The sequence below is a fragment of the uncultured Limosilactobacillus sp. genome (assembly GCF_934202705.1).
Lineage (GTDB): Bacteria > Bacillota > Bacilli > Lactobacillales > Lactobacillaceae > Limosilactobacillus.
Window position 1 is genome coordinate 48,631 of record NZ_CAKPYE010000008.1, and the last position, 16,620, is coordinate 65,250.

The following is a 16,620-nucleotide window of genomic DNA, read 5'->3' on the forward strand; positions in this document are numbered from 1 at the left end:
ATTGGTAAAACAATGCATGGCCCGCGGACCTTTGTGAGCTTCTTTGACCAGACTATTTTTTCAGTTATAACCTATTGAATGATAAATCTACTAATGGTACGATTAATTGGTTAATGATAAGTACTATTAGGAGGATCATTGTTCAATGAGTAGTAATAATCGAAAAGAATTAGTACGTAAAATGACAGAACAACGCCAACGGTTTGCTCTACGCAAGTACACTGTGGGGGTTGCATCAGTATTGATCGGCTTAACCTTTGTAGGGGGGGTAACGGGTCACGCTGATGTTGCGCATGAACCAGTTAGTGAAACGAGCGTTAGTCAGCAAAATCAAAATGCAACGAATAAAGCTTCTGATATCGATAGTCATCAGGTAGCGCAGGATACTGACAAAGGGACAACTGTATCCGCAACAAGTACGGATCATAAACAGCCAGTTACTACTAATGACACGAACCCAGCAAATAATCAGACAACGTTAGTAGTCAAGAATAAAACAACGAACCAGCAGAATGCGGAACATCCTGTTCCTGACCTTTCTGTAAGCAAGACCGCAAGTCGCTATAATGTTAATGATTGGGGTTATTCAACTACCAGTGATGGAATTATACTGGGTAATTATATTGGTCAGGGAACTGATTTTTATATTCCCAATGCCAAGTCTTTTCGTGATGCTGGTAAGATTACAGCCGGCCAAAAAGTCTATTTGCGATATGACTTTATCCGTAACCTTGTTCAAACGAGGGGTGCCACCAGCATTTCGATTGAACGGGCAGCGGATGCTAATGACAAGGTTGTCGCAGTTGGTTACCAGCCTAGCGGTACAAACCTTAATAAGTTGAATGCGGCTTTTGGCGATCCAAATTATTACCATTTTTCTGGTGATCACGCCGAATCTGGTAATAATATAAGATTGAAAAGTGTCGACTTAGCTGGATTAGATGTCTCGAACATTACCGATATGTCTGGCTTATTTGCTAATGATCAACATCTAGAAAGTGTTACGGGGTTAGATACTTGGAAATTTTCACCTAACATGGGCGCCGTGGGCCACATGTTTGCCTTTGACACAAATTTAAAGACAATTCAAGGAATTGAAAATTGGGATACTTCGAACTTTAAATATATCGATAACTTAGTAGTTGGCGATACCAATCTGACCAATTTAAACCTAGGTAATTGGAAGACTGATCAAGTAATTTTGGCTAACGATATGTTTAATGGCGCTAGTCAATTAACGAATGTTGGTGATCTCTCAGGATGGCAATTAAACAATGCTACTTCGACTGCCAACATGTTTAAGAAAACTCAAGCCCTGCACAGCGTAGGTAATTTGAGTAGGTGGGGTCTGGCTAAGGATGAATACCTGAACAATATGTTTACTGGTTCTGGTATTACTGCGGTCAATGTATCTAACTGGAATCTTAAGAACGGTATTCAGGCCAATGACATGTTTACTGATCTGAAGAACAAGGCCAAGATTACTATGAATGGTGATCAGTGGGCTAATGCTGGATTAAAGGCCACAGATTTTAGTGGTAATCAACCATTAATTGTGATTTCTAATGCCTTAAGTCAAGATTTGAACACCCAAAACATCGGTAATAATCAAAAGGGGCATCCAGCGAACACAGTTCATTTCTACGGACGGAATACTAATGGTGCCTCTGAAGAACTTGGCAGTCAGCAAGAGAACTTCGTTTTTTCTTCCGAGGATGCTTTAGCTGATCAATTAGCTAAAATTGGCCAAAATCCCAACGTGAAAAAAGTGATCTCCAATACTTTATCCGATCAGACGATTGCAGAGCCGGAAGGAAACACTGATTTCGATAAATTGGCTGGTAATTACCAGGTGATGGAATCAGTTCATCGTCAATATCGAGTAATTGAAGATTATCCTGGAAACATTCATCCAATCCTGACTTTTAATGGTTCTTTTGAACGTCCGATGATTAAAAATGCTGATGGAACATTCACTTATCCAAACTTTGCTGAACCTAATGCCACTAATGGGATGAAAGTGGTTGGTAGCTGGACTGATAAAGATGGTCATAATGCACAATATCAAAGTGATCAGACAGCTGGTCAGACAATTTATGATTTAGCACCTGATGGTTACACGTTACATTTTCCAAATGGTGCTGACCGTGAACAAATTAATCAAAAGCGGTGGGCAGAAGTGGAACAACCAATTTGGCTCAAGAATTGGTATGTTCGTGATCATGTCAATGCAGACTGGAAGAAAGACAACCATTTGACGGTTGACATTTTCCAAGGGTCTGAATCGGTTGCTGAAATGCCAACGGATCAAGATTTCCATATTACGTACACCGCAAATCCGCAATCAATTCAGTACCAATTCGTTGATGATGATAAAAAGGATTCTCAGGGTAATCCCACACCAGTTAAATCGTTTACCGTTACTGGTGTAACTCATCAAACGGTTGACCCAAGCCAGACGGTTAAGGTTCCTGATAACTACAAATTAGCTGCTGGTGAATCAATTCCGACTAATTATAAATTTAAGGCATCAAATAATGAACCAGTAACGATCCGCTTGGTTCATAAAACACAAGATGTTACTACGGCCGAAAAGAATGATCCGGTAACGTCAACTTTCCATATTATTGAAAACTTGCCAGATGGTACTCAGAAGACAATCTGGACACTGATAACGACTCAGTATCGGCAGGCTACCAAAGACTTGGTAACTGGCAAAATCACTTATGGTAAGTACACGGATGTTTCAGGTAAGGGTGAAGATCCGAATAACTCATATGAAATGAGAGGGCAGGATTGGCATCAAGGTCGAACAACCGCGCCAAATGATGGAACCGCTGGAACTGGTTCATACGATGTTATTAATGGTTACACTGCTCAATTAAATGAGAACAAGCTTCCTGCAGCGTCCACGCCGTTACACATTACTTACAATCAATCTAATCACACCTTTTACGTAGACGTTTACTATGGACAGCAACCAGTTGATGAATTCCCGAAGAGTAAAGATTTCTATATTGACTACGTTGGCAATGATACTCATCAGGACTACCGCTATCTTTACACTGATCGGGATGGTCATCAACATGTGATCGGTAGCGATGGTCAGGTTATGACAGATCCTAATGCGATTTCGACAACCGTACATGGTAAGACGGGTGCAGAGATTTCTGTTCCTTCTTTACCGGCTGGCTGGGTAACTGAAGATGGTAAAGCAGTTTCCGGTGGTAAGTTCAAACCACAAAATGAGGAAACAACGATTCAAGTTAGAGTTAAGCATAACCAAATCCCTGTAACACCGGATCAAGTAACCAAGGATCATCCTTTGAAGGGTGACGGCACCAAGGTTCCTGGTGATGATAAGGCTAAAGACGACATTACCTATAGTGACTTGCATAAGACGATTACGCGGACAATTACGATCACTAAGCCAGGTAAACAACCATATTCAAAGACGCAAACTGTTACGTTAACACGAAATGCAACGATTGATGATGTTACTGGCGATGTTCACTACGGTGCTTGGTCAACAGATACCTTCCCAGAATTTGATGAGGTGCCAGCTGTTCCAGGCTACACAGCATCGCAAACTAAAGTAGATGCTGCATCAGCTAGTGTTCAGACTGGTGATCAGGTCGTTAACATTAGTTATACGGCTAACGATCAAACTGGGAAGATTTCCTACGTAGATGATCAAGGTAACGAAGTTGGATCAACACTATTAACGGGGAAGACTGGCGAGCAAGTACCAGTTAATGTGCAAATTCCAGCCGGTTGGCGTCAAGTAGATGGTCAACGTGTTCCTGACCATGTTACGGTCGGCGCTGATGGTGTACCAACTGTTTCCGTTAAGGTTGAACATGCTAGAGTTACCGTGCAACCGACTGATCCAAAGACGGCAGCCGACAAATTGCCAGATAATCCAGCTAAGCGGTACCCAAGTGGAGTTAGTCATGATGACTTAAATAAGACGATTACGCGGACAATCACGATTGTAAAACCAGATGGGACTCAAGAAAGTCATCAGCAAAGTGCCCACTTAACGCGGACAGCAACCGTGGACGAAGTTACTGGTAAAGTCACGTATGGCCAATGGAGTACGGGGCATTGGGATGACTATGCAGTTCCAGAAGTCCCTGGTTATGTGCCGAGCCAAAACGTAGTTGCTGGTCAGGACGTAACTATTAATACCGTTAGTGGCTCAACTAAGATTCATTACACTGCGAACTTTCAAGGGCACGACAATGGTTCTACTCGCAATGATAATAATGGTCAGTCTCAGCTTAATCACAGTACTGATACTAAATCTGTTCTAGCTAAGAGCAGTGGTACGCAATCTCAACATCAATTACCACAAACGGGTAATGACCAAGATGCTCGTCTAGGAGCAGTTGGATTAACCCTTGCTAGCTTGACTGGTCTCTTCGGTTTGGCCAAGCTTGGTAAAAAGAAAACGGATTAGCAAATTAATCATGTTGCTTTTTCGCTGATTTTTAAAACGACTCAAGAGGATCTGACTCTTGGGTCGTTTTTTGTGGGTTGATTTAGTATAATAAGTTATTGTGAACGCATTCAGGTTGTAAAAGGAGGAACTGTAATGCAATATGCAGGGAAATCACCAGCTTTATGGAAAGCAATTCGGCACGAAGAAGAACGTCAACAATCCACAATTGAGTTAATTGCTTCTGAAAATATTGTATCTGACGCTGTTCGCGAAGCGCAAGGATCAGTATTAACTAATAAGTATGCGGAAGGTTATCCAGAGAAGCGTTATTACGGTGGTTGTCAGTACATTGACCAAGTTGAACAGTTGGCGATTGATGAAGCCAAAAAATTATTTGGTGCTAAGTTTGCCAATGTTCAGCCACACTCTGGATCACAAGCTAACATGGCGGTTTACCAGGCCCTTTTAAAACCGGGTGATACGATTTTAGGCATGGGGATGGATGCTGGCGGACACTTAACCCATGGTTCCAAAGTCAATTTTTCTGGGAAAATTTATCAATCGTATGGCTATGGCTTAAATCCAGACACTGAGGAGCTTGATTTTGACGAAATTCGTGAACTGGCTGAGAACGTCCAGCCACAATTAATTGTTGCTGGAGCTTCGGCTTACAGTAAAATTATTGATTGGCAGAAATTCCGCGACATTGCGGACGAAGTTGGGGCTTACCTAATGGTTGATATGGCGCACATTGCTGGTTTAGTTGCCGCTGGCTATCACCCAAGCCCAGTGCCGGTTGCAGACGTAGTGACGACGACTACTCATAAGACGCTTCGGGGTCCCCGCGGCGGAATGATTTTAAGTAATTCATTGGAAATTGGCAAAAAGATTAATTCGGCACTTTTCCCAGGAATTCAAGGTGGCCCGTTAGAACACGTCATTGCAGGAAAGGCACAAGCATTTTATGAAGACCTGCAACCTCAATTTAAGGATTATATTGGTCAAGTGGTGAAAAATGCTACGGCCATGGCAGATGAGTTTGACCAAGCAACCAATTTGCGCGTTGTTTCTGGCGGAACAGAAAATCATTTACTTGTTTTGGACATTACCAAAACTGGATTAACTGGTAAAGACGCTCAGGCGTTGCTAGATCATGTGCACATTACAACCAATAAAGAGGCGATTCCGAATGATCCACGGAGTCCCTTTGTAACCAGCGGGTTACGAATTGGGACGCCTGCGATTACCAGTCGTGGTTTCGTAGAAAGTGATGTTCGTAAAGTAGCCGACTTAATTGCTCAAATCTTAAATGATCCGGAAAACACGGCAGTTCAAAAATCAGTTGCTAAAGGAGTTCAAGCCTTAACCAATCGATACCCAATTAACTAAAAGCGAGTTAGTCATGACAAGAAAAGAAGAAGCGTATGAGTATATTCGTGGTGCCATTGTGCATAACGAATTTCATCCTAATGAAGTTATTTCCGAAAACCAAATTACTGATCAATTGAATATGAGTCGGACTCCGGTGAGGGAAGCGTTAAAGCAATTAGAATCAGATGGTCTGATTGAAATGCGAGGACGAGAAAACATTGTGACTCCATTAACTGTTGATGCAGTCCAGGAGGTTTATGAATTACGCAGTCTCTTAGAAACTTTCGCCCTTAAAAAGACAATTAATTTAATTCCAATTGTGCGGTTAAATGAGTTGGAAGAGCATTTTGAGCAGGCAGCTGCCAAAAATGATTGGGACGAATATCTCCAGGTGGACACCGCTTTTCATGAACTCATTACGCATATTGCAGGACATCCGCGGCTGGCCCAGTTTTTAGGGATTCTTAAGGCCCAGACGGCCCGAACCCGGCACGTAAGTTCATATAATCCTAACCGGATGAGTCGGTCGCTGGAGGAACACAAGGAAATTATCAAGTGGTTACGGCAACGGAACCTGGATGAAGCAGAAAAAGCCCTTGCCTATCATTTACAACGGGTTTATGATTCTGTTCGTTCGTATCTAAACTATCTGAATGACTAGAAAAGGGTTTTAATATGTTTACCATTCCATCGGTTGGGACAATTTGTTACTTAGTATTTGGCGGTGTCATTGCTGGGATCTTAGCTTCAGCAGCGTCCTTCGCGTCACTGGCATCATACCCATTATTGCTGAGTGTGGGGGTGCCGCCAGTCTTAGCTAACGTTACTAATGACGGAGCATTAATCTGGGGAAGTTTGGGCTCAATTCTCGGCTCACTCCGTGAATTACATGGTTACTGGCGTCAAGTGTTATATTATGCCTTGTTTACGGTGATTGGTTCGGCGATTGGTTGCTGGTTATTGTTAGCTTTTCCAAGTGCCATTTTTGAAAAGGTCGTTCCTTTCTTTATTCTCATTGCCGGGACATTGGTTTTAGTATCTGGAAAGCATCAGCCCAACCCACAGCGCCAGCATTCCATTGGGGAACGTTGTTTCTACACAATTTGCTTAGTGCTAGTAGGAATTTATGCTGGTTACTTTGGTGCCGCTAGCGGAATTGTGGTGCTGGTTTTACTGACGTACTTAACAGAAGAAAAATTTGTGGTTGTCAATGCTTTAAAGAACGCAGTCGGGGCGTTCACTAATTTAGCAGCTTTGATCATCTATGCGTTTACTTCCCATATTCTCTGGTGGGATGCGATTCCAATGGCGGTGGGGATGTTCATTGGCGGTTATTTGGGACCAATTGTGGTTCGACATGTTTCCGCCAAACTAATGCGATGGATTATTGCGATTTTAGCGGTTACCCAAGCCCTAATTTATTTCAAACAAGCCTATCTTTAATTGGCTGAATAATTGATCACGCTTTGCTCAAGTGATGAGTGAGGCGTTTTTTATTTCGTGAAATTCTCAACTTGTTTAGCTTAACAATCGCTGGTTACGCTAAAGTTTGTGAAAAGCTCCACAAAAATTATTAGAAAGGGTTGAAATATTAATATTATTTGTTAGTATATTGCTTGTATACAAGTTGTCGACACAATGTATTTATTTAAAGAAATATTATTGCATCGCAATAACAGCAATTATTTTTAGTATTAAATCATTATCTAATCTCAGGGGGACAGATTATGAATATCGGTAGCGCCATTGTTAAGACGTTCACTAACCAGGCGATCGTCAGTGCAATTACTTCAACGATTTTTATTATTTTACTTGGTTTCTTTCTTCGCAAACGGGGAGTTTTCGGTCCAAAATTTGGTAAAGTTTTGACGAAAGTTGTTCTGTCGGTTGCGATTGCTGCTCTATCCTTTAATTCCTTCATGCAACCAATTAATGAAAAATCGATGCATCAAGGAATTGGGGTGCTCGTTTGGGGATTTATCATTTACATTTTGTTGATCTTTATTTCACCACTGCTTTATTCAGGACAAAAGCGTGATCGGAAAGAAGTTATGGGAATTTTGACGACTTTTGGCTCCACGACTTTCTTTGGAATTCCGATCGTTGGGGCAATTTATGGTGCCGAAGGGGTTCTCTACAGTTCAATCTTTAACATCGGTTATCGGATCTTCCTATACTCATACGCCTACATTAAGATGTCTGGTTTAAAGATGGAAAAGGACAACATTAAAAAGATGTTCTTAAACCCAATTGTGATCGCTACCTTGCTTGGTTTTATTCTTTGGCTGATTCAACCATTAATGCCAACAGTCACGGTCCCATTGATGAAGAATGGGGTTGCTGCTGGTGGATTAACTCAAGTAGCTTTCTACCGAATCGATCAAACTGCCGTTTGGCTGTGGCGGCCATTGAACTATCTATCATCCCTTGCTTCACCACTAGCATGGTTAGCCATTGGTTGTACATTAGGTTCAATTTCTATTAAGGAAGCTGTTACTAACAAATTATCTTGGTACTACTCATTCAACAAGGTTATTATCGTTCCATTACTAAACTTAGTAATCTTACTAATCTTAAACGCAATGCACATCTTGCCATTAAACTATGTTGCGATTGCAACCGTAGTTATTATGATGGCGACACCTACAGCGACGGTCGCAGCTGCATACGCCATTAGTTATGACCGGGAAGCTATTTTGACTTCTAACTCATCATTGCTATCGACGGTTTCTGCGGTTATTATGATGCCAATTTGGATTGCGCTATTAGGGATTTTACAATCCGCCGGAATTTTCCACTAAGCTTTAATTGTTCTAGAAAGGAAGTTACATCATGAAGATTGTTTGTTATGGGGTTCGTCCAATTGAAGAACCATACTTCAAAAAATTAAACAAGTATGATTTCGATCTGAAGCTAGTTACTGAATTTTTAACTGATGACAATGTTGATGAAGCAAAAGGGATGGACGCAGTTCTGATTCGTGGTAACTGTGCAGCCTCAGCGAAGAACTTGCGGATTTTTGCTGAAGATTATGGGATTAAATATGTCTTTACGCGGTCAGTCGGTTACAACCATATTGATTTAAAAGCAGCGAAGAAGTTAGGAATCCAGATTGCTCGAGTACCAAACTATTCACCATATGCGGTTGCTGAATTAGCAATGACTCTGGGCATGCAATTATTCCGTCATACGAATATTGCCACGACTGATAGTGCGGTGGGTAACTTTACTGTGACACCAAAGTTATTTAGCAAAGAAATCCATTCATCAACCGTTGGAATTATCGGTGCTGGTAAGATTGGGACTGCTGAAGCACGCTTGTATGCAGGCATGGGGACAAAGGTCTTGGCTTCAGATGCACATCCATCCAAGCAAGCCGGTGAATATGTCGAATTTAAGCCATTAGATGAGGTCTTAGCTGAGAGTGACATTGTTTCAGTCCATATTCCATACTTTCCAGGCGAAAATGAAAACTTCATTGATGCTGATTTCTTGAAAAAGATGAAGCCTTCAGCAATTCTAGTTAATACTGCCCGGGGAGAGATTGCAGATACTAAAGCAATTGCCAATGCCGTGAAAAACGGTGAAATTGCTGGCTATGCTGGCGACGTTACTGTTGACGAAAAGGATATCATGGGACACCAGTTCAATTCGGTTGATGAAATTCCAAACGCTGACGTTCGTGATTTAGCAAAGTTATATCCAAAGGTATTGCTGACCCCGCACATGGGTTCATTTACTGAACCAGCGCTGGAGGATATGATTTCAATTAGTTTTGAAAATTTCCATGAAACCTTTACGACCGGGACTAATCAGAATGTTTTAGAGGCTTAGTTACTCAATCAGTAATTTAAGTTATGGCAAAGTCATTTTAAATGTTGTGGTTGATTTAAAAATAACAATATAGTAGAATCTTTGTGTAATCTTTTTTAAAGACGTCTAGTATTGATGAACTTAATACTAACACGGGGAGCAGGGGGTACCTATCTATAACCAGATAGGTACTCCTTTTTTGTGTCTTCAAATAATTGAAAAGAGGTTATCAAATCAATGAATCAAAAAATTAAGCATCCCTATTTAGTGATCTCTGGCATGTTATTGGGAGCATTTGTCGGTATGTTTAGCGAGACTTCATTAAACATTGCTTTACCGACATTGGTAAGAAGTTTTGCGATCTCCACATCCACCGTTCAATGGTTAGTGACAGGTTATATGCTAGTGATTGGAATTATCTTACCGTTATCCAGTATTATTGCCAAATGGTTTACAACCCGCCAGATCATCGAATTTGCATTAATTGATTTTATAACTGGCGCGGTTATTTCTGCCTTGGCACCTAATTTTTTGATTTTATTATTGGGACGGATGATTCAAGGGGTGGGAACTGGCTTGATTCTTCCGCTTATGTTTGCAGTAACTATGCAAGTCTTTCCGCCCGATAAAATTGGGACAGCGATTGGCATAAATGGGCTGGTAATTATGTTTGCTCCGGCCATTGGTCCAACCTTAACTGGATTTATTTTAGGACACCTTTCCTGGAATTGGGTTTTCTGGTTGTTTGTTCCGTTCCTAGTCATTGCCTTATTATTTACAATGAAGTTCTTAGTTAACATTGAGCAGATTACCCGACCGCGAGTTGATAAACTATCTATTACTGAATCTGCAGTCGGTTGTTCGTGCATCGTAGTAGGGGTCAGTTTTGCGAGCGCTTTTGGCTGGCAATCATGGCAAGTATTGATTCTGTTGGCAATTGGCATCATTGTGTTGGCTGCTTATACCGTTCGCCAGATTAAATTGCCAGTACCAATTCTTAAATTGCAGACCTTGAAAAATAAGAACTTTGCAATCTGTGTCATGATTGTGATGCTTGATTTTGGCATGATGCTTTCAGCAATGTATTTATTACCAATGTATCTGCAAAATAGTTTACTAATTCCGGTAGCTGTAACGGGAATTATTATGTTGCCAGGTGGGATTATAAATGCCTTAACATCTGCCGTTGCTGGTCGAATTTATGATAGTATCGGTTTTAGAAAACCAGCCATTTTTGGCTTTATCATTGCCTTAGTTGGGGCAATTATGTTGGCTTTTACTACCATTCATTCTTCAATTTTTTATATCATTACGGCTAATGTGATTTTAATGATTGGCGGGCCATTGGCCATGTCGCCAGTCCAAAGTGGTGCTTTGAGTTCACTGTCTGCAACTGATTCGGGTGATGGTTCAACAATCCTCAACACAGTTCAACAGATTTTTGGTGCAATATGTACGGCCATTGCTACGAGCCTTTTAGGAATTGGTGAGCGATCAGTTAGTGGGCGGACTGCAGTTAAGTTTGTGGTTGGTTTTCATTATGGCATCGGATTTACGATTTTTGTGATAATCTTAGGAATCATTTTGGTTGCCTTAACTAAAGAACATAAAGAGACAACCAATGTCAAGCCTAATTAATGGAGGCAGTCACCTGGCTTTAAAAATATAATTTTGATCAAATAAAAACCTAGTGTTCTATTTGAACACTGGGTTTAATTATTAATTGATTCAAATGAAGTGAAGGCACAACATATAAAAACCGGTCCCTATTAAAATCGAGAGGGGCATATTATGTTTCCAAAGATGAATGAAGAGGGTCACGATGCCGGCACTAATTGCAATCAATGCTTTGCTCGGGACAGCGAAGGATAAGTTACGGTAACAATAGACGACTAAGACGCCCATGATTGCTGCTGGTAAAAATTTGCCTAATTGTTCTAAGTATGGCGAAAGCCCTTTTGATTGATTAAACATTAAAAAGGGGATAAATCGTGTCGCCATGGTAACTAACGCAGCAATTAAAATTGAAAGAATTTGTTGAGTTGTCGTCATTGAAGGACACCTCGTTTTCTAAAATAATTGATTGAAAATAGTCCAACTAGTACTAATAATGCTACGAGTAAAAAAGTATCAGTTCCACAGAACAGACGACAAATCCAGGCAGTGACTAAACCAATTAGTGCGTTGCGTTGGGAGGTTGGCTTAGTTAATTGATCAGTAAAAAGGACAATAAACAGGGCTGTCATGACAAAGCCTAAACCGGTGAGTTTTAAATGAATCAGTGTTCCTAAGAGACCGCCTAATCCAGCACCACAAACCCAACTAAAGTAATTCAAAGCAGTAATGTAGAAATAAACTAGTGATCGATTGAGTGTTTTGGGGACATCCAGTGTTGCATTGAGTGAAAAAGATTCGTCACACATGCCAAAAATTAAAATTGGTTTGAGTTTTCCTGCCTGCGAATATTTTTTCAACATGGTAATTCCATAAAAGATGTGTCGAGAATTGATCAGTAATGTGAGCACGAGGACGGTTAATGGCTGAAAACTTTGCACTAATAAGTTAGCAATAATAAATTCAATTGAACCTGCAAAAATGATGGCAGCCATTAATAATGGATAGACAAAACTGAACCCTAATTTGTGCATGTACATTCCATAGCTAATGCCGAGGAAAATAAAGCCGAGCATCACTGGGAAAGTTTTTTGAAAAGCAAAACGTGCTTCTTTACGCATTGCGTCCAACCTCCTTAGAATAAAAATTTGACTTAATCTTAGTGGACTTTTAATATGCATACAAGAGATAAATTGTATGCATTACAAAAAAGAGGTTTGACAATGCCAATTAATGATTTTAGTCATCATCAGCTGACGTGGTATCCAGATAAAACTAAACTCAAACGACCGCTTTATCGCAGTCTGCTTAAACAATTAACGTCAGCGATCAATAATGGCCAGTTAAAACCAGGTACTCAGTTACCACCACAGAGGGAACTGGCTGACTTTTTAGATATTAATTTCACCACGGTGACGCGAACTTATAAGTTAAGCGCCCAGTATGGACTAACTTATGGAATTCATGGTAAGGGAACGTTTGTCAGTTCGAACGGCATTGATCCATTAACTGTTAATACCAAACGATTACCAATGATTGAGCTGGGGTTTGTGGCTTCCTTTGAGCAAACTAACCATTTACTTGATGGCATCATCAAACAAACGGTCAAAGAAGGAGCTAGTCAGCTACTTACTTATGATGATCCGACTGGGCGGTTGGTAGATAAAGAGGCCTTTTTAGAATATTTAAATTGGCTCGGGATTAGTCTGAACACTAGTCAACGGGTAATTGTTACGCCTGGTGGAGAAAATTCATTAACGTTGCTCTTAATGACAATGTTTTCGAGTGGTGACCGAATTGCTGTCGATGAATTTACTTATGGCAATCTGATTGCGACAGCGCAGCTGAATAATATCCACTTAGTGGCGGTTCAAAATGATCATTTGGGAATGATTCCAGATCAATTAGAAAAGGCGTGTCTAAATAATCATTTGGCAGGGATCTATCTGATGCCGGAGTATAGCAATCCACTAGGGATTACCATGCCAATCGCCCGACGGCAAAAACTCGCAGCAATCATGAAAAAGCACCATCTCAAAGTTATTGAAGATGATTACATGAGCTTTTTAACTAAGTTTAATCCAGACCATCCAGTAAAATTAATGCAGCTTCTACCACAGCAAACTTTCTATGTTTGTAGCATGTCCAAAGTGGTTGCCTCAGGATTGCGCATTAGCTATCTTGTTTTTCCGCGACAGTTTCAATCACAAGTGGAAAATGGCTTCTTTAATACGATGGTTAAAACCTCAACCCTTAACAGTGCCATAGCAACCAATATTATTAAACAGGGGTTAGTCTATCAAATTATTGATCATAAATTATCCTTAGCCAAACAAGCTAACCATATTTTTGACCAGATTTATGGACAAAGTTCACCAAATGAGATCACTGAATTGGCCTATTTTCGTAATTTACCAGTCAGTGCTCGCTCAGAAGGTCAGGATATTGAAGCAGATCTACTAAAAAAGGGAATTCGTTGCTTTAGTTCCAAGCGTTTTAAAGTCAATGCAGGTAACCAGCACGACTTTTTACGGGTCTCCTTGTCTGGAACCAAATCCATGAATGAATTGTCGCGGGGGTTGAAGCTTCTACAACAGTATTTAGAGCAAAATTGTTTAATTTAGCATGATGAAATCACCCAATTAGCGGGTGATTTTTTGCTTCACGAACAGGCGTTTATGATATATAATACATAAGAACAAATGTTTGCGGAGGCGAGTTAATGATTACTCAAGAAGAACCAGCGGGAGTGTTTGCATTTATTGATAACAAGTCTTTTTATGCAACTGTCGAATGTACTGAACGTGGCTTAGATCCGCTGACGACTCCGCTAGTGGTCATGTCTGAAGCGGCAAATACGGGGAGTGGGCTTGTTTTAGCATCTTCACCAATGGCTAAACAGTTGTATCATATCACCAATGTGAACCGACGACGGGACCTGCCAGATGACCCTAATCTGATTGTGGTACCACCGCGAATGAACCTCTATATTGAAAAAAACATGGCTGTGAACCAGATTTTTAATGAGTATGTTGCTGATGAAGACTTGATGCCGTATTCGATTGACGAATCATTATTGGACCTGACCCATTCCTGGCGGTTATTCGGTAATAATCTTCTCGAAGTCATTCGAAAAATTCAACGGGAAGTTTTAGAGCGCGAGCAATTAGTATTAACGGTTGGTTTAGGAAACAACCCAATCCAGGCAAAGATTGCACTAGATTGTTATGCAAAGCATAATCGCGAATTAATTGGGGTAATTACTAATCATACTGTTCGTTCGAAAATCTGGCGGATTAAGCATTTAACTGATGTTTGGGGAATTAACAAACGAACTGAAGTCCGCTTAAATCGTCTTAACATTTATTCTGTTGACGATTTAGCGCATGCAGATCCGTTTTACTTAAAATCACAACTAGGGATTATTGGCACCCAATTATACGCGACAGCTTGGGGTATTGACCGTACCCAAATGACGCAAACCATGCACATTCGACACCAAAGTATTGGTAATTCGCAGGTTTTACCGCGTGATTATCGCCAGCGGGACGAGATTGAGGTGGTCTTAAAAGAGATTGGTGCTCAGGTAGCAGCGCGACTCCGTGCTCAGAATAAGCAGTGTCAAGGGATCCATTTATATGTTGGCTATTCCATGGGGGTGCTCGATAAGAATGGTCAAACTGGCTTTGCTCATTCACTAAAGTTGCCCGTTTCCACTGCTGAAACCAACCAGATTAATGATCAATTAATTTGGCTCTTTGAAAAATATTGGGATCAGCACGCCACCATTCGCCATTTAGGGGTGGCATGCACGAGGCTATCATCCCGTTTTGGTGAGCAGCTAGATCTTTTCCATCCTAAGGTGACTCAGCGAATGCAATTGGAAAGTACGATGGACACGCTACGCCATCGGTTTGGTAAAACAGCAATTGTTCGAGCCTCAAGCTTAGAAAAAGGAGCAACTTTTATTGCTAGAAGTAAATTGGTAGGTGGCCACAATGGTGGACAAAGTTTGGACTAAAAAAGCTGGTCAAAAAATTATTGAACAGCTTGATCAGCATTTTAAAAATAATATCGTTCTGGTTCGTTATTGGATTATTGTTAATCACTATTCACCAAAACACGGATATACCTTTTTTTTCAATATTCAACGACCACACCATTTTACGCGATCGATTCCGATTGGGACGGTAGGCGATTGTACTTTTGACGAATTGATAGTCATTTTGAATGAGATTAGGACTAAGTATCACTTTACTTTTCGTTATTATAATTTTGCCATTTCAGAATACCAAAGATTGTCACGGGAGGTGAGCCAATAATGCGCTATTATACTGATTATGAGGCTTTAAAGGTGGCCGAAAATTTTTTCAAGTACTACTACCATGATCGAGGCAAGATAAAGTGGGGCGGCTTTATTCTTTCGGAGCATCGCAAGGCCATCCGTGATTTTCACCAAATCCAGGCTAACGAAGGGCCACAAGGATAAAATAAAAAGAGCCCTCATAGCGGATAGAACAGTCCACCAGGCTCCTTTTATGAAAGTAGTATGTCATCTGTCTATTATATTATCATGGTAACGCTTTCACTGCAACATTTTAATTTTCTTTTGCCGTTACCTTTTGTAAGGTATCACCAATTACATACCCTAGACTCGTTGAGATACTCAAAATTAATGTATTTTTCAAAATTTGTTTTGCTTCGTTTTTCATAATTAATTCCTCCAGCTAAGTAAGAACCTTAGCATTCTCACTAATTACGACTCCATTCTACTAAACCGGCGCGATAATATTACAGAACCGTTACAGACTTTATAGAAATTTAGTAATTATCAAAGAATTATTTAGAAAACGTTTTCAAAAAATATGGAATATGATAATCTGAAAACAACCATGAAAGGAATAGGAAATTATGACAAAAAATGAAGAAACATTAGTTTTAGTAAAACCGGACGGCGTTAAAACTCACCATATTGGTGACATCATTTCACGAATTGAACGAAAGGATTATCAAATTGTCGCCTTGAAAATGATGCAGCCTTCTGCTGAAAAGCTTCGCCAACACTACTTCGATAAGGTTAATCAGCCGTTTTTCCCAGAGTTGTTGAATTACATGATGGAGGGACCAATTGTTGGCATCATTATTGCAGGTACGAACGTGGTCGAATCGATCCATAGAATGGCAGGAGCCACTAACCCAGGTAAAGCTGCTTGGGGCACCATTCGTGGCGATTATGGACGAGAATGGCCAGATGGAGTCCTACGCAGTATTATCCATACTTCTGATAATACTGCGAATGCGCAACGCGAAATCAAAATTTGGTTTCCGGAATACTAAAAAAAGATCGAACCGGTTGGTTCGATCTTTTATAGATTGAT

General features: G+C 40.5%; 14 protein-coding genes. 12 read left to right on the forward strand and 2 right to left on the reverse strand.

Going from position 1 to position 16,620, the window contains the following annotated elements; all coding sequences use genetic code 11:
* Positions 1-145 precede the first annotated feature (145 nt).
* The 7 genes from Q0C76_RS06335 (at position 146) to Q0C76_RS06365 (ending at position 11,266) form a co-directional block, all read left to right on the forward strand.
* Positions 146-4,462 carry a BspA family leucine-rich repeat surface protein gene (locus Q0C76_RS06335; RefSeq protein ID WP_295731108.1) on the forward strand — a complete coding sequence of 1,439 codons (4,317 nt, stop codon included), beginning with the start codon at positions 146-148 and terminating at the stop codon, positions 4,460-4,462.
* Between the two features lie 135 nt (positions 4,463-4,597).
* Entirely contained in the window at positions 4,598-5,833 is a 1,236-nt protein-coding gene (glyA, locus tag Q0C76_RS06340; RefSeq protein ID WP_295731110.1) for a serine hydroxymethyltransferase, read from the forward strand.
* Between the two features lie 13 nt (positions 5,834-5,846).
* Positions 5,847-6,476 (forward strand): GntR family transcriptional regulator, encoded by a 630-nt coding sequence (locus Q0C76_RS06345; RefSeq protein WP_295731112.1) that lies wholly within the window; start codon positions 5,847-5,849, stop codon positions 6,474-6,476.
* Positions 6,477-6,490: 14 nt separating this feature from the next.
* On the forward strand, positions 6,491-7,258 hold the full coding sequence (locus Q0C76_RS06350; protein WP_295731115.1) for a sulfite exporter TauE/SafE family protein: 768 nt from the start codon (positions 6,491-6,493) through the stop codon (positions 7,256-7,258).
* A gap of 284 nt (positions 7,259-7,542) precedes the next feature.
* Complete coding sequence (locus tag Q0C76_RS06355; RefSeq protein WP_295731118.1) at positions 7,543-8,616, forward strand: AEC family transporter; 1,074 nt, start codon at positions 7,543-7,545, stop codon at positions 8,614-8,616.
* Between the two features lie 31 nt (positions 8,617-8,647).
* Positions 8,648-9,649 carry a 2-hydroxyacid dehydrogenase gene (locus tag Q0C76_RS06360; RefSeq protein WP_295731120.1) on the forward strand — a complete coding sequence of 334 codons (1,002 nt, stop codon included), beginning with the start codon at positions 8,648-8,650 and terminating at the stop codon, positions 9,647-9,649.
* A 216-nt stretch (positions 9,650-9,865) separates the two neighbouring features.
* Positions 9,866-11,266, forward strand: a complete 1,401-nt coding sequence (locus tag Q0C76_RS06365) for a DHA2 family efflux MFS transporter permease subunit (RefSeq protein ID WP_295731123.1) — start codon at positions 9,866-9,868, stop codon at positions 11,264-11,266.
* Positions 11,267-11,356: 90 nt separating this feature from the next.
* Here the strand turns inward: Q0C76_RS06365 and Q0C76_RS06370 are convergent, their stop codons facing one another.
* Both Q0C76_RS06370 and Q0C76_RS06375 read right to left on the reverse strand, forming a co-directional pair.
* Positions 11,357-11,680, reverse strand: coding sequence for a branched-chain amino acid transporter permease (locus Q0C76_RS06370; protein ID WP_295731126.1), 324 nt, complete (start codon positions 11,678-11,680; stop codon positions 11,357-11,359).
* Positions 11,677-12,363 carry an AzlC family ABC transporter permease gene (locus Q0C76_RS06375; RefSeq protein ID WP_295731129.1) on the reverse strand — a complete coding sequence of 229 codons (687 nt, stop codon included), beginning with the start codon at positions 12,361-12,363 and terminating at the stop codon, positions 11,677-11,679. The genes Q0C76_RS06370 and Q0C76_RS06375 overlap by 4 nt, the downstream gene beginning before the upstream one ends.
* A gap of 102 nt (positions 12,364-12,465) precedes the next feature.
* Here Q0C76_RS06375 and Q0C76_RS06380 point away from each other — a divergent pair, with 102 nt between their 5' ends.
* The 5 genes from Q0C76_RS06380 to Q0C76_RS06400 all read left to right on the forward strand — a co-directional run bounded on the left by Q0C76_RS06380 (position 12,466) and on the right by Q0C76_RS06400 (position 16,579).
* Positions 12,466-13,866, forward strand: a complete 1,401-nt coding sequence (locus Q0C76_RS06380; RefSeq protein ID WP_295731131.1) for a PLP-dependent aminotransferase family protein — start codon at positions 12,466-12,468, stop codon at positions 13,864-13,866.
* 98 nt (positions 13,867-13,964) lie between these two features.
* On the forward strand, positions 13,965-15,263 hold the full coding sequence (locus Q0C76_RS06385) for a Y-family DNA polymerase (protein WP_295731134.1): 1,299 nt from the start codon (positions 13,965-13,967) through the stop codon (positions 15,261-15,263).
* Entirely contained in the window at positions 15,241-15,564 is a 324-nt protein-coding gene (locus Q0C76_RS06390) for a hypothetical protein (RefSeq protein WP_295731137.1), read from the forward strand. The genes Q0C76_RS06385 and Q0C76_RS06390 overlap by 23 nt, the downstream gene beginning before the upstream one ends.
* On the forward strand, positions 15,564-15,731 hold the full coding sequence (locus tag Q0C76_RS06395; protein ID WP_295731138.1) for a hypothetical protein: 168 nt from the start codon (positions 15,564-15,566) through the stop codon (positions 15,729-15,731). Before Q0C76_RS06390 ends, Q0C76_RS06395 begins: the two co-directional genes overlap by 1 nt.
* A 422-nt stretch (positions 15,732-16,153) precedes the next feature.
* A complete protein-coding gene (locus Q0C76_RS06400; RefSeq protein ID WP_295731140.1) occupies positions 16,154-16,579 on the forward strand; it encodes a nucleoside-diphosphate kinase in 426 nt (141 codons plus the stop codon).
* The last annotated feature ends 41 nt before the right edge of the window (positions 16,580-16,620 follow it).